20 protein-coding genes and 1 tRNA gene are annotated in these 23,264 nt (G+C 69.9%); 13 read left to right on the plus strand and 8 right to left on the minus strand.

Features of this window, described 5'->3' with window-relative positions:
• The first annotated feature begins 21 nt into the window (after positions 1 to 21).
• The 8 genes from ilvD to serA all read left to right on the plus strand — a co-directional run bounded on the left by ilvD (position 22) and on the right by serA (position 9,223).
• A complete protein-coding gene (gene ilvD, locus ASE87_RS02760; RefSeq protein ID WP_056225753.1) occupies positions 22 to 1,734 on the plus strand; it encodes a dihydroxy-acid dehydratase in 1,713 nt (570 codons plus the stop codon).
• A gap of 106 nt (positions 1,735 to 1,840) precedes the next feature.
• The gene (locus ASE87_RS02765; protein ID WP_082059859.1) at positions 1,841 to 3,733 is read left to right on the plus strand and encodes an acetolactate synthase large subunit; all 1,893 of its coding nucleotides are present in this window, start codon (positions 1,841 to 1,843) and stop codon (positions 3,731 to 3,733) included.
• Positions 3,730 to 4,236: an acetolactate synthase small subunit gene (ilvN, locus tag ASE87_RS02770; protein ID WP_043593980.1), complete on the plus strand. Its 507-nt coding sequence runs from the start codon at positions 3,730 to 3,732 to the stop codon at positions 4,234 to 4,236. The genes ASE87_RS02765 and ilvN overlap by 4 nt, the downstream gene beginning before the upstream one ends.
• Before the next feature lie 72 nt (positions 4,237 to 4,308).
• A complete protein-coding gene (gene ilvC / locus ASE87_RS02775; protein ID WP_043593978.1) occupies positions 4,309 to 5,334 on the plus strand; it encodes a ketol-acid reductoisomerase in 1,026 nt (341 codons plus the stop codon).
• A 101-nt stretch (positions 5,335 to 5,435) separates the two neighbouring features.
• Positions 5,436 to 6,575: a mannitol-1-phosphate 5-dehydrogenase gene (locus tag ASE87_RS02780; RefSeq protein WP_056225755.1), complete on the plus strand. Its 1,140-nt coding sequence runs from the start codon at positions 5,436 to 5,438 to the stop codon at positions 6,573 to 6,575.
• Positions 6,572 to 7,081 carry a hypothetical protein gene (locus tag ASE87_RS02785; RefSeq protein WP_056225758.1) on the plus strand — a complete coding sequence of 170 codons (510 nt, stop codon included), beginning with the start codon at positions 6,572 to 6,574 and terminating at the stop codon, positions 7,079 to 7,081. The genes ASE87_RS02780 and ASE87_RS02785 overlap by 4 nt, the downstream gene beginning before the upstream one ends.
• On the plus strand, positions 7,078 to 7,473 hold the full coding sequence (locus tag ASE87_RS02790; RefSeq protein WP_043593972.1) for a hypothetical protein: 396 nt from the start codon (positions 7,078 to 7,080) through the stop codon (positions 7,471 to 7,473). The genes ASE87_RS02785 and ASE87_RS02790 overlap by 4 nt, the downstream gene beginning before the upstream one ends.
• Positions 7,474 to 7,633: 160 nt before the next feature.
• Positions 7,634 to 9,223 (plus strand): phosphoglycerate dehydrogenase, encoded by a 1,590-nt coding sequence (serA, locus tag ASE87_RS02795; RefSeq protein ID WP_043593971.1) that lies wholly within the window; start codon positions 7,634 to 7,636, stop codon positions 9,221 to 9,223.
• A gap of 73 nt (positions 9,224 to 9,296) precedes the next feature.
• Here the strand turns inward: serA and ASE87_RS02800 are convergent, their stop codons facing one another.
• Entirely contained in the window at positions 9,297 to 9,932 is a 636-nt protein-coding gene (locus tag ASE87_RS02800) for an MBL fold metallo-hydrolase (protein ID WP_056225761.1), read from the minus strand.
• Positions 9,933 to 10,034: 102 nt separating this feature from the next.
• Between ASE87_RS02800 and ASE87_RS02805 the strand changes: the two genes are divergently transcribed.
• A tRNA-Glu gene (locus ASE87_RS02805) sits at positions 10,035 to 10,110 on the plus strand.
• A gap of 149 nt (positions 10,111 to 10,259) precedes the next feature.
• Here ASE87_RS02805 and ASE87_RS02810 read toward each other — a convergent pair.
• The 7 genes from ASE87_RS02810 to ASE87_RS02840 all read right to left on the minus strand — a co-directional run bounded on the left by ASE87_RS02810 (position 10,260) and on the right by ASE87_RS02840 (position 18,754).
• The gene (locus tag ASE87_RS02810) at positions 10,260 to 11,243 is read right to left on the minus strand and encodes a carbohydrate ABC transporter permease (protein ID WP_043593968.1); all 984 of its coding nucleotides are present in this window, start codon (positions 11,241 to 11,243) and stop codon (positions 10,260 to 10,262) included.
• Complete coding sequence (locus ASE87_RS02815; RefSeq protein WP_043593966.1) at positions 11,240 to 12,379, minus strand: carbohydrate ABC transporter permease; 1,140 nt, start codon at positions 12,377 to 12,379, stop codon at positions 11,240 to 11,242. Before ASE87_RS02815 ends, ASE87_RS02810 begins: the two co-directional genes overlap by 4 nt.
• 128 nt (positions 12,380 to 12,507) lie before the next feature.
• On the minus strand, positions 12,508 to 13,866 hold the full coding sequence (locus ASE87_RS02820) for an ABC transporter substrate-binding protein (RefSeq protein WP_056225763.1): 1,359 nt from the start codon (positions 13,864 to 13,866) through the stop codon (positions 12,508 to 12,510).
• Positions 13,867 to 13,995: 129 nt separating this feature from the next.
• Positions 13,996 to 15,027: a LacI family DNA-binding transcriptional regulator gene (locus tag ASE87_RS02825; RefSeq protein ID WP_043593963.1), complete on the minus strand. Its 1,032-nt coding sequence runs from the start codon at positions 15,025 to 15,027 to the stop codon at positions 13,996 to 13,998.
• A gap of 87 nt (positions 15,028 to 15,114) precedes the next feature.
• Positions 15,115 to 15,759, minus strand: coding sequence for an alpha-ketoglutarate-dependent dioxygenase AlkB (locus tag ASE87_RS02830; protein ID WP_056225766.1), 645 nt, complete (start codon positions 15,757 to 15,759; stop codon positions 15,115 to 15,117).
• A gap of 53 nt (positions 15,760 to 15,812) precedes the next feature.
• Positions 15,813 to 17,258, minus strand: a complete 1,446-nt coding sequence (locus tag ASE87_RS02835; RefSeq protein ID WP_137847577.1) for a hypothetical protein — start codon at positions 17,256 to 17,258, stop codon at positions 15,813 to 15,815.
• A complete protein-coding gene (locus ASE87_RS02840) occupies positions 17,255 to 18,754 on the minus strand; it encodes a PQQ-binding-like beta-propeller repeat protein (RefSeq protein WP_056225772.1) in 1,500 nt (499 codons plus the stop codon). Before ASE87_RS02840 ends, ASE87_RS02835 begins: the two co-directional genes overlap by 4 nt.
• Before the next feature lie 218 nt (positions 18,755 to 18,972).
• Here ASE87_RS02840 and leuC point away from each other — a divergent pair, with 218 nt between their 5' ends.
• Genes leuC through ASE87_RS02860 form a run of 4 tightly spaced genes read left to right on the plus strand, consistent with a single transcriptional unit; the run spans position 18,973 to position 23,223 of the window.
• Entirely contained in the window at positions 18,973 to 20,469 is a 1,497-nt protein-coding gene (gene leuC, locus ASE87_RS02845) for a 3-isopropylmalate dehydratase large subunit (RefSeq protein ID WP_043593956.1), read from the plus strand.
• On the plus strand, positions 20,469 to 21,065 hold the full coding sequence (gene leuD / locus ASE87_RS02850) for a 3-isopropylmalate dehydratase small subunit (RefSeq protein WP_043593955.1): 597 nt from the start codon (positions 20,469 to 20,471) through the stop codon (positions 21,063 to 21,065). Before leuC ends, leuD begins: the two co-directional genes overlap by 1 nt.
• On the plus strand, positions 21,066 to 22,433 hold the full coding sequence (murA, locus tag ASE87_RS02855) for a UDP-N-acetylglucosamine 1-carboxyvinyltransferase (protein WP_043593953.1): 1,368 nt from the start codon (positions 21,066 to 21,068) through the stop codon (positions 22,431 to 22,433).
• A 7-nt stretch (positions 22,434 to 22,440) separates the two neighbouring features.
• A complete protein-coding gene (locus tag ASE87_RS02860; protein WP_043593951.1) occupies positions 22,441 to 23,223 on the plus strand; it encodes a 1-acyl-sn-glycerol-3-phosphate acyltransferase in 783 nt (260 codons plus the stop codon).
• Positions 23,224 to 23,264: the final 41 nt, after the last annotated feature.

Consider the following 23,264-nt stretch of genomic DNA (forward strand, 5'->3'; position numbering starts at 1 on the left):
GTCACGGCCTAAACTCGACCCATGCCAGAGAAGCCCACCCCGGACGGGATCGACATCAAACCCCGCAGCCGCGTCGTCACCGACGGCGTCGAGGCCACCACGTCGCGAGGCATGCTCCGTGCCGTCGGCATGGGCGACGAAGACTGGAGCAAGCCCCAGATCGGCATCGCCAGCAGCTGGAACGAGATCACCCCCTGCAACCTGTCGCTCGACCGACTGGCCCAGGGCGCCAAAGAGGGCGTCCACGCCGGCGGTGGTTACCCGCTGCAGTTCGGCACGGTCTCGGTGTCGGACGGCATCTCGATGGGCCACGAGGGCATGCACTTCTCGCTCGTCTCGCGCGAGGTGATCGCCGACAGCGTCGAGGTCGTCATGAACGCCGAACGTCTCGACGGGTCGGTGTTGCTCGCCGGCTGCGACAAGTCGCTGCCGGGCATGCTCATGGCCGCGGCCCGCCTCGACCTCGCCAGCGTCTTCCTCTACGCCGGCAGTGTCGCCCCCGGCTGGGTCAAGCTCAGCGACGGCACCGAGAAGAACGTCACGATCATCGACTCGTTCGAGGCGGTCGGTGCCTACAAGGCCGGCAACATGAGCGACGACGACCTCAAGGCGATCGAGTGCGCCATCGTTCCGGGCGAGGGTGCCTGCGGCGGCATGTACACCGCCAACACCATGGCCAGCGTCGCCGAGGCCCTCGGCATGAGCCTCCCCGGTTCCGCGGCCCCGCCGTCGGCCGACCGCCGCCGCGACTACTTCGCCCACCGTTCGGGCGAGGCCGTCGTCGAGATGCTCCGCCTGGGCATCACGACGCGCGACATCCTCACGAAGAAGGCTTTCGAGAACGCCATCGCCGTGGCGATGGCCTTCGGCGGCTCGACCAACGTCGTGTTGCACCTGCTCGCCATCGCGTACGAGGCCGAGGTCGACCTCACCATCGACGACTTCAACCGCATCGGTGACAAGGTGCCGCACATCGGCGACCTGAAGCCCTTCGGCAAGTACGTCATGAACGACGTCGACCGCATGGGCGGCGTGCCCGTCGTCATGAAGGCCCTGCTCGACGCGGGCCTGCTGCACGGCGACTGCCTGACCGTCACGGGCAAGACCGTGGCCGAGAACCTCGAGTCGATCAAGCCGAAGCCGCTCGACGGCGAGGTGCTGCGGACGCTCGACAACCCGATCCACGCGACCGGCGGTCTCACGGTCCTCAGCGGCTCGATGGCTCCCGAGGGCGCCGTCGTCAAGACGGCCGGCTTCGACGCCTCGGTCTTCGAGGGGCCTGCGAAGGTCTTCGAACGCGAGCGTGGCGCGATGGACGCCCTCACCGAGGGGCGCATCGAGGCCGGCGACGTGGTCGTGATCCGCTACGAGGGCCCCAAGGGCGGCCCAGGCATGCGCGAGATGCTCGCCATCACCGCAGCCATCAAGGGCGCTGGGCTCGGCAAAGATGTACTACTCTTGACGGACGGACGATTCTCAGGCGGCACAACCGGCCTGTGCATCGGCCACATAGCACCCGAAGCGGTCGACTCCGGTCCGATCGCCTTCGTGCGCGATGGTGACTTGATTCGGGTCGACATCGCCGCTCGCTCGATCGACCTACTCGTCGACGCCGCAGAGCTGGACGCCCGCCGAGACGGCTGGGCACCGCTTCCTCCGCGCTACACCCGCGGTGTCCTCGCGAAGTACGCACGCCAGGTCCGTTCCGCGGCCGAGGGCGCCGTCACCTACTGACGCCTCCCGCCCTCGGGCCGAGCCGACCTGTCGTCGCACCCACGTGCACGGCGGCGTCCCGTACCGTCACCATCGATCACCGACCACGAACAGGGAACCGGCACTGATGCCTGCAGAGTCCACCCCCACGCCCGGCACCGCGACACGGACGGCCCGGCCGAGCGCTGGCGCGTCCGTCGGGGCGCCCCCCGCGCCTCCCGTGCTGACCGGATCGGGTGCCATCCTCAAGTCGCTCGAGCACCTCGGCGTGACCGACGTCTTCGGGTTGCCCGGCGGCGCCATCATCCCCTTCTACGACGAGTTGATGGCCTCGACCGCGATCCGGCACATCCTGGTCCGCCACGAGCAGGGTGCCGGCCACGCCGCCGAGGGCTACGCCGCCGCGTCCGGCCGCGTCGGCGTCGCGATCGCGACGTCCGGCCCCGGTGCGACCAACCTCGTCACGGCCATCGCGGACGCCTACATGGACAGCATGCCGCTGCTGGCCATCACCGGGCAGGTCTTCTCGACCCTCATGGGTACGGATGCCTTCCAGGAGGCCGACATCGTCGGCATCACGATGCCGATCACGAAGCACTCGTTCTTGGTGACCAAGCCCGAGGACATCCCGGCGACGCTCGCCGCGGCGTACCAGATCGCGAGCACGGGCCGTCCCGGCCCCGTGCTCGTCGACATCACGAAGGACGCGCAGCAGAACAGCGCCCCCTTCATCTGGCCGCCCGTCGTCGACCTGCCGGGCTACCGGCCGGTCACGAGGGCACACGGCAAGCAGATCACCGCTGCGGCCCAGATGATCGCCGATGCGAAGAAGCCGGTCTTCTACGTCGGCGGCGGCGTGATCCGCGCCGAGGCATCGGCCGAGCTCAGAGCCCTCGTCGAGTTGACCGGGGCTCCCGTCGTCACCACGCTGATGGCCCGCGGCGCGTTCCCCGACACCCACCCGCAGCACCTCGGCATGCCCGGCATGCACGGCACCGTCCCGGCCGTGCTCGGCCTGCAAGAGAGCGACCTCATCATCGCCCTCGGCGCGCGGTTCGACGACCGGGTGACGGGCAAGGCCGAACTGTTCGCGCCCGATGCGAAGGTCGTGCACGTCGACATCGACCCGGCCGAGATCTCGAAGATCCGCATCGCCGACGTCCCGATCGTGGGTGACGCCAAGATCGTCATCCCCGACCTCACGAGCGCCTTCGCCGAGGTCACGGGCGGCGTCAAGCCCGACATCGCCGCCTGGTGGGAGCACCTCGACGGGCTGCGCGAGCAGTTCCCGCTCGGCTACACCCAGCCCGACGACGGCTTGCTCTCGCCGCAGGCCATCATCCAGCGCATCGGTCAGCTCTCCGGCCCCGAGGCGATCTACGCCTCCGGCGTCGGCCAGCACCAGATGTGGGCGGCCCAGTTCATCGAGTACGAGCGACCGCACGCCTGGCTCAACTCGGGAGGCGCGGGCACCATGGGCTATTCGGTCCCGGCCGCCATGGGGGCCAAGGTCGCCCAGCCCGACCGGGTGGTGTGGGCGATCGACGGCGACGGTTGCTTCCAGATGACCAACCAAGAGCTGGCGACCTGCGTCATCAACGACATCCCGATCAAGGTCGCGATCATCAACAACTCGTCGCTCGGCATGGTGCGGCAGTGGCAGACGCTCTTCTACGAGGGGCGCCACTCGTTCACCGACCTCAACACCGGTCACGAGACGCGGATGGTGCCGGACTTCGTCAAGCTCGCCGATGCCTACGGCGCCCTCGGCATCCGGGTCCGCACCGAGGACGAGGTCGACGCGGCCATCGAGCTCGCCCTCGCGACGAACGACCGACCGGTCGTCATCGACTTCGTCGTCAGCCGCGACGCGATGGTCTGGCCGATGGTGCCGCAAGGGGTCTCGAACTCCGAGATCCAACACGCCCGTGCCCTCGCTCCCGAGTGGGACGACGAGGCGCCCGGCACGAGCGCCTCCGACACCACCCGTGACGGCGACATGACCGGAGAACACGCATGAGCCACGTCCTGTCCCTGCTCGTCGAAGACAAGCCGGGTCTGCTGACCCGGGTGGCCGGCCTCTTCGCCCGCCGCGGGTTCAACATCGAGAGCCTCGCCGTCGGCAAGAGCGAGGTCGAGGGCCTGAGCCGCATCACGGTCGTCGTCGACGTCGAAGAACTGCCGCTCGAACAGGTCACCAAGCAGCTGAACAAGCTGATCAACGTGATCAAGATCGTCGAGCTCGACTACTCGCAGTCCGTGCAGCGCGAGCACCTGTTGATCAAGGTGCGCGTCGACAACACGACCCGCTCACAGGTGCTCGAGGCCGTCACCCTCTTCCGCGCCTCGGTCGTGGACGTGTCGACCGACGCCCTCGTCATCGAGGTCACGGGCGACACGGGCAAGACGACCGCGCTGCTCCGGGTGCTCGAGCCCTACGGCATCAAGGAGATCTCGCAGTCCGGCCTGCTGGCCATCGGCCGCGGTGCGAAGTCGATCACCGACCGCGTCTTCAAGAACTGAACCCGCGAGGGGTCGCGCACCGCGCCTCCTCGCCCGCACGCCCCACCGTCACCACCCAAGGAGAACCACACCGTGACTGAAATCGTCTACGACAACGACGCCGACCTGTCGATCATCCAGGGCAAGAAGGTCGCCGTCATCGGCTACGGCTCGCAGGGCCACGCCCACGCGCTGAACCTCCGCGACTCCGGCGTCGAGGTCGTCGTCGGGCTGAAGGAGGGCTCGAAGAGCCGCGCCAAGGCCGAGGAGGCCGGCTTCACCGTGCAGACGCCCGCCGAGGCCTCGGCCTGGGGCGACGTCATCGTCATCCTCGCTCCCGACCAGGTGCAGCGCCACGTGTACGCCGACGACATCGCCCCCAACCTCGCCGACGGCAAGGCCCTCGTCTTCGGACACGGCTTCAACATCCGCTTCGGCTACATCGAGGCGCCCGAGGGCGTCGACGTCGTCCTCGTCGCCCCCAAGGGCCCCGGACACACCGTCCGTCGCGAGTTCGAGGCGGGCCGCGGCGTCCCCGTGATCGTCGCCGTCGAGAAGGACGCCTCGGGTTCGGCCTGGGACCTCGCCTGGTCGTACTCCAAGGGCATCGGTGGCCTGCGTGCCGGCGGCATCAAGACGACCTTCACCGAAGAGACCGAGACCGACCTCTTCGGCGAGCAGGCCGTGCTCTGCGGCGGCACCTCGCAGCTGATCCAGTACGGGTTCGAGACCCTGACCGAGGCCGGTTACCAGCCGCAGATCGCCTACTTCGAGGTGCTCCACGAGCTGAAGCTGATCGTCGACCTGATCTGGGAGGGCGGCCTGGCCAAGCAGCGTTGGAGCGTCTCCGACACGGCCGAGTACGGCGACTACGTCTCGGGACCCCGCGTCATCACCCCCGACGTCAAGGACAACATGAAGGCCGTCCTCGCCGACATCCAGTCGGGTGCCTTCGCGAAGCGCTTCATCGACGACCAGGACGCCGGCGCCCCCGAGTTCAAGGAACTCCGCAAGAAGGGCGAGGAGCACCCGATCGAGGCCACCGGCCAAGAGCTGCGGGCCCTGTTCGCCTGGAAGCAGCAGGACTCCGACTACGTCGACGGCAGCGCTGCGCGCTGACGCGAGGCGACACCGGAACCACCCGAGAGGGCCCCGCACCACCCGGTGCGGGGCCCTCTCGCCGTCCGTCGGCCAGGTGACGTCGTGGCATGATCTAAGGCATGGCTCAGAGCAAGAAAGCAGTGCACTTCGGCGCCGGCAACATCGGCCGCGGCTTCGTCGCCCAGTTCCTCCACGCGAGCGGCTACGAGGTCGTCTTCGCCGACGTGAACGACGACCTGATCGGGGCGCTGCAGTCGCAGTCGTCGTTCGAGGTCCACGAGGTCGGTGAAGACAGCCGCACGACGGTGGTCGACGGCTACCGAGCGATCAACAGCCGCACCGACGAGGCGGCCCTCGTCGCCGAGATCGCGACCGCCGACGTCGTGACCACCGCGGTCGGCGCCCGCATCCTGCCGTTCGTGGCACCTGTCATCGCCAAGGGGCTGGCCCAGCGGTCCGCCGACTTGGCGCCGCTCTCCGTCATCGCGTGCGAGAACGCCATCAACGCGACCGACTCGCTCGCGGCCGCCGTGCGTGAGCACGACCCTGCCGAGAACGCCGTCTTCGCGAACTGCGCCATCGACCGCATCGTGCCCGAGCAGGCCGGCGGCACGCTCGACGTCACCATCGAGTCGTTCTTCGAGTGGGTCGTCGAGAGCACGCCGTTCGGCGAGCACCGCCCCGACATCGAGGGCGTCACCTGGGTCGCCGACCTCGAGCCCTTCATCGAGCGCAAGCTCTTCACGGTCAACACCGCCCACGCCGCGGCCGCCTACCACGGGTTCCGCAAGGGGCTCGCGAGCATCCGCGAGGCCCTCGACGACGCCGAGGTCATGGCCGAGGTCCGCGGCGTCCTCGCCGAGACCAAGGGACTGCTCGTGGCCAAGCACGAGCTCGACGCCGACGAGCAGCAGGCCTACATCGAGAAGAACCTGGTCCGCATCGCCAACCCGCATCTTCCCGACACCACCGAACGCGTCGGCCGCAATCCGCTCCGCAAGCTCAGCCGCCACGAGCGGTTCGTCGGACCGGCGGCGCAGGCCGCCGAGCGCGGGCTGCCCTATGACGCCCTCGTGCGCGCCGTGCGTGCCGCTCTCGACTTCTCGGTGCCCGACGACGTCGAGAGCGTCGAGCTGCAGTCGCTGCTGACCTCGGGCCTCGGGGCCGACGAGTTCACGCGCACGCTGACGGGCGTCCAGGACGACCACCCGCTGTTCCCCGCGTTGCTCGCGGCGGTCTCGTCCAAGCTCACCGCATGACGCCAGCCGAGCCGCAGGCGCCGGCCGGTGGCGACCCCGACGACGCCCTGACCTGGGGCGACGAGGCCGACAGCAGTCACGTCGAAGGGCCCACGCCGACGGGTCGTCCGCGGCGCGGCAGGCGGTCCGACTCCACCGACGACGAGCTCGGCGTCGACCTCGACGACGAGTCGGGCGACGCGGACGACGAGGACGACGTCGACGACGGCCCAGCCGTGATGAGCTCGGCGTCGCTGGTCGTGCACGGCGTGCTCGGTGGCGTGTTCCTCCTCTGGGCCGCGGGCTGGATCGTCGCCGTGGGCGACTTCACCAACCCGTTCACCGACGCGATCTCGTCGCTCATGTGGAACCTCGGCGAGTTGTTCGCCGTGGCGGCTCCGATCGCGTGGTTCGTGGCGGTCATCGTGCTCGTCCCCGTCGACCGCACCGGGCGCCGTCTCGCCTGGATGGCCCTCGGGGCGCTTCTCGTGGCCCCCTGGCCCCTCGTGATCGGAGGCTCCGCATGAGCGACCACGAGCACGACGCCGTCTCGGTGACGGCCGGTGACGCGAGCGAACCGGGCCGCGCCTCCTTCTTCTTCTACCTCGCGGTGGCGATCGTCTTCGCCGTCTTCTTCGCCTTCGACCTGTTCGAGGCGATCTCCAACCTCGTTCTCGTGCCGCAGGTCTTCACGCAGAACAACGACTTCTACCGTGAGAACGGCCTCGACGGCCTCGTGGTGTCGCCGCCTTGGGTGCCGCTGATCGTCGGGGTCGTCGTGCCGCCGCTGGCGTTCGTGGCCGCGATCGTGGTGGGTCGCCGTCGCGAACTGTGGAAGTTCACGCTCGCGCTGTTCGCGGCCCTCGGTCTCGTGGCTGCCGTCTCGCTGACCCTCACGACGTACGTCACGACCGTCTGAGCGAGCCGAGGAGGCGCGGGTCGGGTCCTCGACGCCGCCCGTCGGGTCCAGCGTCATCCGGGCGTAACGATCCTCGCGAGTCGATAGAGTCGTCACCAGCCGCGCCCACGGCGCGTCGCGGCTCCTCACCGAACACCACCCAGAGAAGGACGTCCGCCCCGTGGCCAAGCCCGTCGTGTTGATCGCAGAAGAACTGTCACCCGCCACCGTCGACGCCCTCGGGCCCGACTTCGACGTGCGATCGGTGGACGGCACCGACCGCCCCGCCTTGCTGGCCGCCCTGGCCGACGCCGACGCGATCCTGGTGCGATCGGCGACGCAGGTCGACGCCGAGGCCATCGCCGCCGCTCCGTCGCTCAAGGTCGTCGCGCGCGCCGGTGTCGGGCTCGACAACGTCGACATCAAGGCGGCCACCACGGCCGGGGTCATGGTCGTCAACGCTCCGACGTCGAACATCATCTCGGCCGCCGAGCTCACGGTCGGCCACATCCTGAGCCTTGCGCGCCACATCCCGGCCGCGCACTCCGCCCTGGCACAGGGGCAGTGGAAACGGTCGAAGTACACCGGCGTCGAGCTGTACGAGAAGACGGTCGGCATCGTCGGCCTCGGGCGCATCGGCGCCCTGATCACGGCGCGCCTGCAGGCCTTCGGCGTGAACGTCGTGGCCTACGACCCCTACGTCACGCCGGCCCGCGCCCAGCAGCTCGGGGTCACGCTCCTGTCGCTCGACGAGCTGCTGGCCACGAGCGACTTCGTGACCATCCACATGCCCAAGACCCCCGAGACCACCGGCATGATCGGCCTCGAGCAGATGAAGGCCATGAAGAAGTCGGCATTCGTCGTCAACGTCGCCCGCGGCGGCCTCATCGACGAGGACGGCCTGTACGAGGCCCTCACCACCGGCGAGATCGCCGGCGCCGGGCTCGACGTGTTCGTGAAGGAACCCCCGGTCGACCAGAAGCTCCTGGGTCTCGAGAACGTCGTGGTGACCCCCCACCTCGGTGCCTCCACGGACGAGGCGCAAGAGAAAGCCGGCGTCTCGGTGGCCCGATCGGTACGGCTCGCGCTCGGCGGCGAGCTCGTGCCCGACGCGGTCAACGTCGCCGGTGGCGTCATCGACCCCTACGTGCGTCCCGGCATCCCCCTGGTGGAGAAGATCGGCCAGGTGTTCTCGGGCCTCGCCGACAGCCCGTTGACGAGCGTCGACGTCGAGGTGCGCGGCGACCTGGTCGAGTACGACGTCAGCGTGTTGAAGCTGGCGGCCCTGAAGGGCATCTTCACGAACATCGTCAGCGAGTCGGTGAGCTACGTGAACGCCCCGTTGCTGGCCGAGCAGCGCGGCATCACCGTGCGTCTGCTCACCGACCCGACCAGCGACGAGTACCGCAACGTCATCACCCTGCGCGGCTCGCTCAGCGACGGTTCGCAGATCTCGGTCTCGGGCACCCTCACCGGGACGAAGCAGGTCGAGAAGATCGTCGAGATCAACGGCTACGACGTCGAGGTGCCCATCGCGGCCCACCACCTCGTCATGGTGTACACCGACCGCCCCGGCATCGTCGCGGTCTACGGTCGCGAGTTCGGCGACGCCGGCATCAACATCGCCGGCATGCAGATCGCCCGACAGAGCGCCGGCGGTCAGGCCCTCAGCGTCCTGACCATCGACAGCCCGGCCCCCGACGAGCTGGTCGAGAAGGTGCGCGTCGCCATCGACGCGAAGACCCTGCGCGAGATCGACGTCACGCTGTAGTCGTCACGGCGCCCGACGACGAACCGCCCCTCATCCGGTCAGACCGGAGAGGGGCGGTTCGTCGTCGGGGGACCTACAGGTCGAGTGACTCGTGGGCCTCGAGCTTCACCGCGTCACCGCCGACCGATTGCGCGGAGGCCTTCATGCGGTCGAAGTGCATGGCGAGTCCGGGCGCGGAGAGGGTCTGCTCGTGGGTCGGGAACGCCAGTCGGGGGTTGACCGCCGCGACGTAGTCGATGACCTCGGACACCTTGAGCCACGGTGCTCCGACGGGGGTCGCGAGGACGTCCACCGGCACCGGCGGCACCGTGAACTGGTCGCCCGGGTAGAACAGCGAGCCGTCGACGAGCACGCCGACGTTGTCGATGACCGGGATGCTCTCGTGGATGACCGCGTGGCGCGAGCCGTGGAACGCGAGCGTGAAGGGGCCGACCTCGACGGTGTCGCCGTCGGCGACGACGTGCACGTCGAAGCCCTCGGCGGCCGTGGCCACGCCCGAAGGACCGTAGACGGTCGCGTCGGGGTTTGTGGCGAGCAGGTGGGTCAGCTGGTCGGGGGTCCAGTGGTCGGCGTGCTCGTGGGTGACCACGACGGCGTCGACGTCGTGCAGGTCGACGAGGGGGGCCGTGAACGACCCGGGGTCGACGACGAGCTTGCGCCCGTCCTTCTCGAGGATCAGGCAGGCATGTTCGAGCTTCGTGAGGCGCATGACAGCGACTGTACGCGTGTCGGGTGGCTCGATCTCGACGCGCCGGTGCCTCGATTTGTGACGGGCTCGCGGGGTGTGGCATACTCGACGAGTTGCAAATACGGCCCCATCGTATAGCGGCCTAGTACGTCGCCCTCTCACGGCGGTAACACGGGTTCGAATCCCGTTGGGGTCACCACCAGCACCGACAAGAAACCGCCAGGCTCTCGCCTGGCGGTTTTCTCGTTTCCGGGATGGCACGGGACGTCACGGCGCGGAACGGCACGACCCGAGACAGAACGAGACCGCCGGGCTCGCGCCGGGCGGTCTCGTTCCGTGCCTGCTGGCTCAGCCCTTCGTGGCACCTGCCAGCAGGCCGCGGACGAAGAACCGCTGCAGGGCGAAGAACACGATCAGCGGCACGATGATCGAGATGAACGCTCCGGCCGTCAGCAGCTCCCACGACTGGCCGTACGACCCCGAGAGGTCCTGCAGGGCCTTCGTGATCGGCAATCCCTGCCCGGACGTGAAGACGGTGGCCACGAGCAGGTCGTTCCAGACCCACAAGAACTGGAAGATGCCGAACGAGGCGATCGCGGGCATCGACAGTGGCAGCACGATGCGGAAGAACACCTGTCCGTGACCGGCTCCGTCCATGCGGGCGGCCTCGATCACCTCGGCCGGGATCTCCGAGATGAAGTTGTGCAGCATGAAGATCGCCAGCGGCAGCGCGAAGATCGTGTGCGCGATCCAGACCTTCGCGAACGAACCGTCGAGGCCGTTCACGCCGAGCCCCGGCAGGATGTACAGGCCACCGATGCGCAGGCCGTCCGAGAACAGTCGAAGCAGCGGCACGAGAGCCATCTGGATCGGGACGATCTGCAGGGCGAACACCAACACGAACATGGTGTTGCGTCCCTTGAAGTCGATCCAGGCGAACGCGTACGCCGCGAGGCTCGCGATCGTGATCGGGATCAGAGCGGCGGGCAGCGTGATGACCAGCGAGTTCAGGAACGCCTTGCCCAGCGTGAGGCTGTCACCCGAGTTCAGGGCGTTCACGTAGTTGTCGAGCGTGAACCCCGGGTTGGCGAAGACGGTCCACCATCCGGTGGTCTTGATGTCGTTCGCGGGCCGGAACGACGAGATGAAGAGGCCGGCCGTGGGCAGGGTCCAGATCACGGCGATGATCAGCGCGGCGATGGTGGCGCCGCGGCTGGTCGTGCCCTTCTTCAGCTTGCCGCTCGAGGTCTCGATCTTCGCGATTCCTCGCTTGAGCTGTCTCTCGGTGCCCGAGCCGACGGCGACCCCGACGGGGGTGGGTGTGGCAGTCATCGGATCTCCCTCTGCTTCTGGATCTGACGGGCGTTGTAGATCACGATCGGCAGCACCAGCACGAACAGGATGACGGCCAGTGCCGAGCTGTAGCCCGTGCGGCTGCCGAGCTGGAACTGCCGGACCATCTCGAACGCGAGGATGGTCGTGTCGTTGCGGCCCCCGGTCATGGCCGAGACGATGTCGTAGACCTTGAGGGACGCGATCGAGATGGTGGTGAGCACCACGATGATGGTCGTGCGGATGCCGGGGACGGTGATGTGCCGGAATGCCTGGAACCCGTTGGTGCCGTCGAGTGACGCCGCCTCGAGCTGCTCGGCGGGGACGCCCTTGATGGCGGCCGACAGCACCGTCATGGCGAACCCTGCCTGCGTCCAGATCAGCACGATCACGAGCAGGAGCGTGTTCCACGGCTCGAGCCCCAGCCAGTCCACGGGCTGGCCACCGAAGGCCACGAGGACACCGTTGAGCAGACCGATCTGCTCGCCCTGGCGGATGTCGTAGAAGAACTTGAAGATGATCGAGGCGCCCACGAACGAGATGGCCATCGGCATGAACACGAGCAACTTGAGGAACTTCTCGCCACGGCTCTTGTCGATGAAGACGGCGTAGGCCAGACCGATCGCGGTCGCCGTGATCGGCGCCAGTAGCACCCAGACGAGCGTGTTGCCGAAGGCGGTGAGGCCGTCCGGGCTCGTGAACACCCAGACGAAGTTGTCGAGACCGGCGAAGCCGGAGCCGTCGTTCTTCATGAAGGCCTGGCCGGCGGTCGTGATGGTCGGGTAGATCAGCCCGATCAGGAGGAAGAACACGGCCGGGGTCATGAAGGCGATCAGCTGCAGCGAGTACCCGGCTCCGCGCTTCGAGCGGTAGTCGAGCAGGAACAGACCGCCGCCGAGGACGGCGGCGACGGCGGCGACCCAGATGACCGAGTTGTAGAGGCCGAACGCCAGCAGCACGACGACCGGGACGACTACGCAGACGGCCAGTCGGATGATCGTGTACTGCAGGCCTCGGCGAGGGGCGAACTCGACGAAGACGAGCACCACGGCCACGAGGGCGGTGAAGGCGACGAGGATCAGGGGGATCTGCGCCAGGGGCGGGATTCCCGCCAGCCACTGGAAGAAACTGGACATCTCTGTCCTTTCACGTTCGGGTCCGAGCAGGACGCGGCCGGACGCCGTCGCCCAGGGCGGCGAGCGGGGCGGCGAGCGGGCGCGGGGTCAGGGGCCACCGACGTGCGGTGGCCCCTGTGGCGCGGGTGTTACGAGGTGTAGCCGGCCTGGATCTCGTCGAGCACCGTGTCGGTGTCGGTGCCGTCGATCCAGTCGACCATGCCCTTCCAGAAGCTGTCGGAGCCGACCGACTTGGGCATCAGGTCGGAACCGTCGAAGCGGAAGGTGGTGTCGGTGCCCTGGAGGATCTCGACGGCGCCCTTGAGCAGGTCGCTGCCGGCGTTCTCGGGGTCGAGGCCCTTGTTCGCGGAGATGACGCCACCGAGGGAGACGCGGCTGTTGGCCCAGTCGGCGCTGGCGAGGTACGCCTGCACCTTGGCGGTGTCGTCGTCGTTCGAGAACGCGGCGACGAACTCGCCACCACCGGTGACGGCTGCGGGGTCGTCCTCCTTCATCGGCGGGGTGAGGAAGGCCCAGACGTCGCCGTCCTCGGCGACCGTCGCCGGCTGACCGCTCGCGTTGTTCGCGGCCGTCAGGAAGCCCTCGAAGAACGAGGCCTGGTGGGTCAGGGCGCAGCTGCCGTTCGCCACGTTCGTCGCGACGTCGCCGAAGGCGGTCGAGTTGATCGACTTGACGTCGCCGTAACCGGCGTTGACGAGGCTCGGGTCGAGCAGGATGTCGCCCACCGAGTCGAAGGCGGCCTTGATCTCGGGATCGGTGAACTTCGTGTCACCCGCGACCCACGAGTCGTAGGCGTCGGGGCCGGCTTCGCGCAGGACGAGGTCCTCGACCCAGTCGGTGCCGGGCCAGCCCGAGGCCTCGCCCGAGTTGAAGCCGGCGCACCACGAGGGGCCGCCGGTCTTCTCCTGGATGGTCTTGGAGAGGGCGAGGAGCTCGTCGTAGGTCTTGGGGACCTCGACGCCCCACTCCTCGAACTTGGCGGGGGAGTACCAGACGTAGCCCTTGACGCTGGCCATCAGGGGGGCGCCGTACTGCTTGCCGTCGACCTGACCGTACTTCTGCCAGTCCTCGGACCAGCCCTCCTTGACGTTGGCCAGCGCATCGGCGGGCAGTTCTTGCACCTTGCCGGACGCGACCGTGTCGGCCAGCAGGCCGGGCTGGGGGAAGATCGCCAGGTCGGGGGTGTCGCCACCCTGGACCTTGATGCCGATCTGCTTCTCGAACTCTTTGTCGCCCGTGTACTTGATGTCGATGTCGTTGGCCTTCTCCCAGTCGGCCCAGGACTGCTCGAGGAGCGTGGCCTCGTCGCCGTTGATCGTGCCGTAGACGTTGACGACGCCGTCGGCGGTTCCGACGTCGCCGGCACCCGCGCCTCCGGCGTTGGGGTCGTTGGGGTCGGCCGTGCCGGAGCAACCGGCCAACAGGAAGCTCGACGCCGCCAGGATGGCCAGGGGGCCCGTGAAGCGGCGGTGCAGGGATGCTCGCATTGGTGTCTCCTCATTGAGTCGCAAGAGCGGACGGCCCGTGCTGTCGGGATGATCGTCCGCCGCACGTCGTCGTCGACGCGCGTCGACGATGAGTGTCACATACTCGCAGGAGGCGCGCAACCGGATCTGCTAGGTCGTCCGCTCGGGGGGAGCAGGCGCCGAGGTGCCCCGCACGACGAGCCGTGGTGCCACGAGGACGTGGGGGGCGTCGTGGCGTCGACCCTCGATGCGGTCGACGAGATCGTCGACCGCGGCGGCGGCGATGTCGGCGCCGGGCGGGTTCACGGTGGTGAGCGGGGGTGAGGTCATCTCGGCGGCCAGGTCGCCGATGCTCAACGCGACGACCGTGAGATCGTCCGGGATCGACCGGCCGGCCGTCGCCGCGGCCTGCACGAAGCCGGCGAGCGCCATCTCGTTGAAGGCGAGCACCGCCGTCGGTCGGGCCGCCGAGGCGACGAAGGCGTCGAAGGCCCGGCGGCCCCCCGGGACGGAGTCGTCGGCCGAATGCGTCTCGAGCGTCAGGCCCCTCTCGCCGACGGGGCGGACCAGCGCCCTCGACGTCCGGTCGAGCGGACCGGACCCGCGCTCGGGGGTCCGGATGCTCTGCCCGAGGAAGAAGACGCGCCGGTGGCCGAGGTCGGCGAGGTGGTCGACCGCCTGACGGGCCAGCGAGTCGTAGTCGGCGTCGACGAACCAGAGCCCGTCGACGTCGTCGGGGCGCCCGATGTTCGTGAACGGCAGACGGGACCGCGACAGCACGGCCACGCGGTCGTCGCGTGCCGTGAGCTCCATCAGGATCACGCCGTCGACCAGGCCCTCGCTCACGAGGCTGCCGAGTCCCTCGACGTCGTCGATGGGGTTCGACCACAGCAGCAGGTGGTAACCCCGGCATCTCGCCCGGTCGGTGGCCGCCGCCACGTACTCGAACTCGGACGACGTGACGCCGCGGCGTCCGTACGGGTAGTGCAGGGCGAGGATGCCGCCCCGTGCGCCGGCGAGGCCCCGGGCGAACGCGTTGGGCGTGTAGTTCAACTCGGCCATCGCCGCTTCGACCCGGCGGCGGGTGGCGGCGGAGATGGTCCGTCGCCCACTGATGGCGTACGACACGGTGCTCGACGAGACGCCTGCCAGACGCGCCACGTCGTCACGGGTTGCCGGCATTCTCGTCCACCTCGTCGTCGATCGTGTGCACAGCATACGAGCGACGGCCCGGTGGTCCGCGCGGCCGACCGGTCCGTCAGAGGCGGGTCAGGAGGGCCACACCGGTCGGAACTGCACGCTGATGCGAGGACCGACGGCCTTCTTGGTCTTGGCGATGGCGTGCTCGTGGGTCCGTTGGCAGCTTCCGCCCATCACCAGGAGGTCGCCGTGGCCGAGCGGGAACCGCCGGGTCGTGCCGGTCGAGCGGGACCGCACCGCGAGCGTGCGCGGTGCCCCGAGCGAGAGGATGCCCACCATCGTGTCGCGGTCGATCGTGCGCCCCACGTGGTCACCGTGCCAGGCGATGCTGTCGTCGCCCGTCCGGTAGAAACACAGCCCCGCCCGGTCGAAGCGCTGCTCGACGGGGGCACCGCGCTCGTGCGCGTAGTAGGCGTTGAGGTCGTCTCGAGCCTGGGCGAGCACGGGGTCCGGGAGTGCGTCGCCCACGTCGTAGGACGAGACGAGCCGGGGCACCTCGACCACCCGGTCGTACATCTGGCGGCGGTCGGCTCGCCACGGCACGTCGGTCACGAGACGCTCGAACAGGGCGTCGGAATTCGACGCCCAGCCCGGGACGACGTCCAGCCAGGCGCCCTCGCCGAGGTCGAGGTGGTCGACGCGCCCGACGAGCGGCGCGAGGTCGGGGCCGTCGGACAGGCCGTCGAGCAGAGAGGCGGTGAAGGGGAGGCTCATCCCGACACCCTACGCTCGATTCGAACACGTGTTCGAGCCGGGCGGACGAGGCGTCACCCTCCGGACGAGCCCGTCGGGACCGCGAGGCGATCGGGGGAGACCAGCACCCGCGCGACCCCGTCGACGTCCACGTCCACCAGCCGCCCCGCCCAGGCGTAGACCTGCAATTCCGCGGCGTGTTCCCAGAGGGCGCGCCCGCTCGAGAGGTCGAACGCCACGAGGGTCGACCGGCCGCCCGAGCTGCCGTACGCCAGGGCGTAGCCGACCGTCCGCCCCGCGGCCGCGAGGACGGCTCCGTCGGGCAGCGACACCCGTGCGCCGGCCGAGCCGGTGGACCCGTCGAGTGCGCGGACCACGACCGGGCCGGGGCCCGCGGCGGTCGCCGTCGCGAAGACGCGGTCGTCGGTCTGACCGGGCAGGCCCTCGAGGGCGGACGAGCTCGACGCCCGGTCGGTCCACCGCGCCTCCCCGGTCGCGAGGTCGAGGCACGTCACCGTCCGCGAACGCACGTCGGTGACGGCGAGGCACGACCGCGTCACCGAGTAGCCGCCCCGGACGTCGCGGTCCGAGCTCCAGAGACGCTCGCCGCCGGCGGTCAACGCGACGAAGCCCGCGTCCCCGCGTCCCGTGGCCGCGCCTCCTCGGGGGGCGTAGACGACGTCGTCGTGGACGACGTAACCGATCAGCCGGTCGAGCCGCGCACCCCAGGGGCGCTCGACGCCGGTGACGAGGTCGACCTGGACCGAGCCGTCCGCCCGGGCCACGACGAGCCGGTCGGTCAGGGCGAGGGCGACGCCCGTGGTCGAGGCGGGTCCACTCCACACCACCCGGTCGAGGTCGCGGGCGTCGCGCAGGTCGTAGCGGTAGACGCCTCCGACGCCCTGCTGTCGTCCGGTGACCACCACGGCTCCGACGGTCTGGAACTGGTCCCCGTCGCCGGCCGAGCCGGTCTCGACCACCTCGACGGGACGCCCGGTCTCGAGGGACAGCGTCGCCAGCACCTGTTCGCCGTCCACCGCCGCCCGGACGAGCACGAGTCCTGCCCCGGGCACCGTCGTCACGGACGACACGAGGGCGGGTCCGGTCAGGTCGAGCCCGGCGAGGTCGTCGGCGACGTCGTGCACCCAGCGGAAGGTGCCGCGGTCGACGTCGAGCGCACCGATCCGCGTGCCGACTCCCTGGGTCGGGGTGGCACAGTCGCCGTCGTTGGCGAAGCCGTAGGTCCAGGCCCCGGCGGCGCTCACGAGCGCGAGCCCCTGCTCGACGGGTGTGGCCCGGTAGCGGAGGCACTCGGCGGGGGCCTCGGGCGCGAGGGCGGCCCGCAGGTCGACCCGCCACCCGGTCGTGCCGGGTTCCTGCCGGAGGTCGTCGACCTCGACGCCCTGCCAGGGCGGGTCGGCCCCGTACTCGGGCTGCGTCGGTGCGACGAGGACCGTCGTCGCGAGCGCGGCCAGGGCCACGACGGCGTAGGTCACGGCCAGCCGGCGTCCCGGCCTCACGACGTCGCCCCTACGCGGGCGGTGTCGACGAGCCGCCGGGCGACCCCCTGCTCGTCGATCCGCACGAGGTGACCGCCCCAGAACGCCACGGTGCCCGACGTCGAGGTCGTCCAGAGCGGCCGGCCGTCGTCCAGGTCGAGGGCCGCCACGTTCCGCCCCGACGAACGACCGTCGTCCGTCTGCAGGTAGAGCACCGACCGGCCCGCCGCGGCGAGGTCGTCGAGCAGTCCGACGGACGAGCTGAAGCGGGTGTGTCCGTCGGTGCCGTCGAGGGCGAGCAGGCGTGACCCACCCGATCGCTGCACGACGACGAACACGTCGGCCGCGCGCTGACCCGGCACGGCCTCGACCGCGAACGGGGCACCCAGGTCGGTCGTCCAGCGGACCGTGCCGTCGCGGGGATCGAGGCACTCCGCCGCCGTGTCGCCGCCGGTGACGACGACCACGCACGACGGCGTGACCGCGAGCCGACGGCCGCTGGTCGGGCGGCTCCAGACGGCCTCACCGTCGTCGTCGAGGGCCTCGACGGTGCCGTTCGCACGGGTGCGCTCGATGCCGAAGGCGACGACGCGGCGCCCGTCCTCGGTCGTCACGGACGAGCCGACGGGCGGTACGGCGATCTCGTCCGGCGACGCCGCGAACGGTCGTTCCCGGCCCGTGGCGGCGTCGACGAACACGGTCTCGCCGCCCCGCGCCACGAGGGCGCCGTCGTTCAGCAGCGCCGGCGAACTGCCCGAGTCGACCCCGCCCTCCCACACCGGGTCGGCGAGACGCGAGGCCTCCACCAGTTGGTAGCGGTCGCCCGATCCGGCGATGCCCGAGAACGTGCGCAGTTGCAGAGGTCCCCGCGAGTCGACGCTGACGCTGGGCAGGTCTCGCCGGCCGCGGGTCGACTCGACGAGCGAACCGTCGCGCAGGTCGAGGGCGGCCAGCACGGTCGCCCCCGTGGTCTGGGTCTGCACCAGCACGCGACCGGCCGACGGGACGACCTGCGTCGCGGGGATGCTCAGGGCGTCGGTGTCGGGGACGTCACGGGCCAGGTCGTGCACCCAGCGGACCGTGCCCGTGGCCGTCTCCACCAGCCCGATCAGGCTCGTGTCCGCCGAGGACGCGTACGAGCGACAGGCCGGCGCGCCCAACGCGTCGCCGAAGTCGAGGTCGACCGAGGTGCCGACCGCCACGAGTCCGTCGACCGCCGGGGACGCCCAGAAGTTCAGGCACCGACGGGGTGCGTCCGGCGCGAGCGTCGCCGCCAGGTCGAGGGTCCAACCGGTCGCGTCCGGCGACCGTCTGAGGTCGTCGACCGCGAGCCCCGTCCAGGGGCGGCCGTCGCCGTACCGGGGTGCCACCGAGACCGCCCCGGCGGCCACGAGCGTGCACGCCACGACCAGTGCGCCCAGCACGCCGACGAGGCGACGACCCGGGGAGGCGCGGCGCCAGCGGCCGGCGACCCGCGCCTCCCGGGGGTGGTCGCGTGCGCGCTCGGGGTGGCTCATGGTCGGCCTCCTCGTCGAGCGCAGCCGTCGTCCGCCCGACGGGTGTCGTCATGCTATTCGGAGCCCTCGCCCCGGGCGCTCGCCGCAGCCGTCGGGTGCGCCGGGAATGGCCGTCGTGGGGGCGGGGTTCACCCCACGACCGTCGAGAAACCTGCCCGAAACACTGGCGTAGACTCCACGGATCATCTTGCCGTCGATACAGGAGAAGGGGCGTGCCCGTGGGTAGGACGCTGGCCGAGAAAGTATGGGACGACCACGTCGTCGTCAAGGGCGAAGACGGCGCCCCCGACCTTCTCTACATCGACCTCCACCTCGTGCACGAGGTCACCAGCCCCCAGGCCTTCGACGGACTGCGCCAGGCCGACCGGCCCCTGCGTCGCACCGACCTGACGATCGCGACCGAGGACCACAACACGCCGACCCTCGCGATCGACAAGCCGATCGCCGACCTGACGAGCCGCACGCAGATCGAGACGCTCCGCCGCAACACGGCCGAGTTCGGTGTCCGCCTGCACCCGTTGGGCGACGCCGAGCAGGGCATCGTGCACGTCGTCGGCCCCCAGCTGGGCCTGACGATGCCGGGCATCACGGTCGTCTGCGGCGACTCGCACACCTCGACCCACGGGGCATTCGGGGCCATGGCGTTCGGCATCGGCACGAGTGAGGTCGAGCACGTCATGGCGACGCAGACGCTGCCGCTCAAGCCGTTCAAGACCATGGCGGTCACCGTCGAGGGCACGCTGCGCCCCGGCGTGACCGCGAAGGACATCATCCTCGCGGTCATCGCCCAGATCGGCACCGGCGGCGGGCAGGGCTACGTGCTCGAGTACCGCGGCAGTGCGATCCGCGCCCTCTCGATGGAGGGGCGCATGACGATCTGCAACATGTCGATCGAGGCGGGTGCCCGGGCGGGCATGGTCGCGCCCGACCAGACCACGTACGACTACCTGCAGGGTCGGCCGCACGCTCCCACGGGTGCCGACTGGGACGAAGCCGTCGCCTACTGGGACACCCTGCCGACCGACGACGACGCCGTGTTCGACGCCGAGATCTTCCTCGACGCCGACACTCTCGAGCCCTTCGTCACGTGGGGCACCAACCCGGGCCAGGGCGTGTCGCTCAGCGACTCCGTGCCCGACCCCGAGTCGGTCGTCGACCCCAACGAGAAGGCCGCGGCGACGCGCGCGCTCGAGTACATGGCCCTCGAGGCCGGCACGCCGATGAAGGCCATCCCGGTCGACGCCGTGTTCATGGGGTCGTGCACCAACAGCCGCATCGAAGACCTGCGTGCGTTCGCGTCGATCATCCGCGGCCGCAGCAAGGCCGAGGGCGTGCGCGTCATGGTCGTGCCGGGGTCGGCTCGCGTCCGGCTCGAGGCCGAGGCCGAGGGGCTCGACCAGGTCTTCATCGCGTTCGGCGCCGAGTGGCGCTTCGCCGGGTGCTCGATGTGCCTCGGCATGAACCCCGACCAGCTCGCACCAGGCGAGCGGTGTGCGTCGACGTCGAACCGCAACTTCGAGGGTCGGCAGGGCAAGGGCGGTCGCACGCACCTCGTGTCGCCCCTCGTCGCCGCCGCCACCGCGGTGCGCGGGACCCTGTCCTCGCCGTGGGACCTCCGGTCGGACGACGACCACGCCGCCGCGGCGGCCTCCGACGCCCGGGCGACCGACGAACCCGTCCTCGCCGACGGCACCGATCGAGCAAGGGCCCTCTGATGCAGAAGTTCACCACCGTCACCGGGGTCGCCGCGCCGCTGAAGCGCTCGAACGTCGACACCGACCAGATCATCCCGGCGCAGTTCCTGAAGCGGGTCACCAAGACGGGCTTCGAGGACGCCCTGTTCTTCGGGTGGCGCAACGACCCCGAGTTCGTGCTGAACCGGCCCGAGTTCCAGGGCGCGCGCGTCCTCGTCGCCGGGCCGGACTTCGGCACCGGTTCGAGTCGTGAGCACGCCGTGTGGGCGCTGCGCGACTTCGGCTTCGACGTCATCATCAGCTCGCGCTTCGGCGACATCTTCCGGGGCAACTCCGGCAAGCAGGGACTGCTCGCCGCGGCCGTCGCCGAAGACGACGTCGAGCGCATCTGGGCCGAGATCGACCGCCGGCCCGGCGTCGAGATCACGGTCGACCTCGTGGCCCAGACCGCCACGGTCGGCAGCCTCACCGTCGGATTCGAAGTCGATGCCTACACTAAGTGGCGTCTCCTCGAAGGCCTCGACGACATCGGCCTGACGCTCCGCGACGAAGCGGCCATCACAGAATTCGAATCCCGCCGCGCCGCCTGGCGCCCGAAGACATTGCCGGTGAAGTAAGTGAACTCTCTCGTCCAAGACGCAGCAGCAGCAGGTGCCCGTGTGGGGTTGACCTCCGATGAGATCGTCATCCGCGGCGGCAAGCCGCTGATCGGTCGCATCGAGGTGCGTGGTGCCAAGAACCTGGCCACGAAGGCCATGGTCGCGGCCCTCCTGGGCGACACCCCCAGCATCCTCAAGGACGTCCCCGACATCAGCGACGTCAACGTCGTCCGCGGCCTGCTCTCGGTGCACGGCGTGCGCATCACCGACCCGGCTCGCGGCGAGATGATCCTCGACCCCTCCAACGTCGAGTCGGCCCACTTCGCCGAGATCGACGCCCACGCCGGCTCGAGCCGCATCCCGATCCTCTTCTGCGGACCGCTGCTGCACCGCCTGGGCGAGGCGTTCATCCCCGACCTCGGCGGCTGCCGCATCGGCGACCGACCCATCGACTTCCACCTCGACGCCCTGCGGGCCTTCGGTGCCGTCGTCGACAAGTCGTACAACGGCATCCACCTCACCGCGCCCGACGGCCTCACCGGCGCCAACATCGAGCTGCCCTACCCGAGCGTCGGCGCCACCGAGCAGGTGCTGCTGACCGCGGTGCTCGCCAAGGGCGTCACCGAACTGCGCAACGCCGCGATCGAGCCCGAGATCATGGACCTCATCGCGATCCTGCAGAAGATGGGCGCCGTCGTCTCGGTCGAACCGAACCGCGTCATCTTCATCGAGGGCGTCGAGAAGCTCCGCGGCTACACGCACCGGGCGATCAACGACCGCAACGAGGCCGCGAGCTGGGCCTCGGCCGCACTCGCCACCAAGGGCGACATCTTCGTCGAGGGTGCCGACCAGAAAGACCTGATGACGTTCCTCAACGTCTTCCGCAAGGTCGGCGGCGACTTCGACGTCCACGAGGACGGCATCCGCTTCTTCCACCCCGGTGGCGAGCTCAAGCCCGTCGTCGTCGAGACCGACGTCCACCCCGGGTTCATGACCGACTGGCAGCAGCCGCTCATCGTCGCGCTCACGCAGGCGCAGGGCACCTCCGTCGTCCACGAGACGGTCTACGAGAACCGCTTCCAGTTCACCGAGGCCCTCAACGACATGGGCGCCGACATCACGGTCCACAAAGACGGACTGCCCGACCACGACCGCCGCGTCGCGCGTCGCGAGTTCGAGCAGGCCGCGGTCATCAACGGACCGACCGCCCTGCACGGAGCCGACATCCGCGTGCCCGACCTGCGCGGCGGGTTCAGCCACCTCATCGCGGCGCTGACCGCCGAGGGCGAGTCGAAGATCAGCAACGTCGGCATCATCAGCCGCGGCTACGAGCACTTCATCGCGAAGCTCCGCAAGCTGGGTGCCGACTTCGACTTCAAGGGCTGATCGACCGGTGTCGACAGCCGACCCCGACGCCCCTGTCGTCCCGGTCCCGGCGCGCAGGCGTCGCAAGGAGAAGGGCGCGTTCTTCCGAGTCCTCGCGACTCCTGCCGCGCCCCTCTTCGACCTCATGGCCCGGATCGACATCGTCGACGGCGACAAGCTGCCGGCCGAGGGTGCGTTCGTGCTGACCCCGAACCACTACACGAACATCGACCCGGTGGTCGTCGGTCGAGTGATGTGGTCACTCGGGCGGGTGCCGCGCTTCCTCGCGAAGGCGTCCCTGTTCCGGGTGCCGGTGTTCGGCCGCATGATGCACGCGATGGGGCACATCCCCGTCGAGCGGGCGGGTCGTACCCACGACCACGACCCCCTGGCGGCCGGGCGTCTGCTCGTCGCCCGGGGCGGTGGCGTGATCGTCTACCCCGAGGGCACCCTCACCCGCGACCCCGACCTCTGGCCCATGAAGGGCAAGAGCGGTGCCGTGCGCCTCGCCCTCGCCGCCGGGGTGCCGGTCGTCCCGATGGCGCACTGGGGCAGCCAGCACCTCATGGGTCGCTACTCGAGTCGGCTGCACGCCTTCCCGCGCAAGCGCATCGCCGTCGTGATCGGCGACCCCGTCGACCTCTCGGCCTTCCGCGATCGTCCCCTCGACCAGGCCTCGGTCACGGCCGCCACCGCCCTCGTGATGGACGCCGTCACCGAGCTGGTCGAGCGGCTGCGGGGCGAGAAGGCACCCGTCGAACGCTGGAACCCCACCAAGAACCACCAGAAGGAGACAGGCCGCTTTGAGTAGCTCCGAGTCACGCGAAGGCGCCATCGAGGCCCTCGGAGAAG

Source organism: Frigoribacterium sp. Leaf44, from assembly GCF_001421865.1.
Taxonomy (GTDB): Bacteria; Actinomycetota; Actinomycetes; order Actinomycetales; family Microbacteriaceae; genus Frigoribacterium.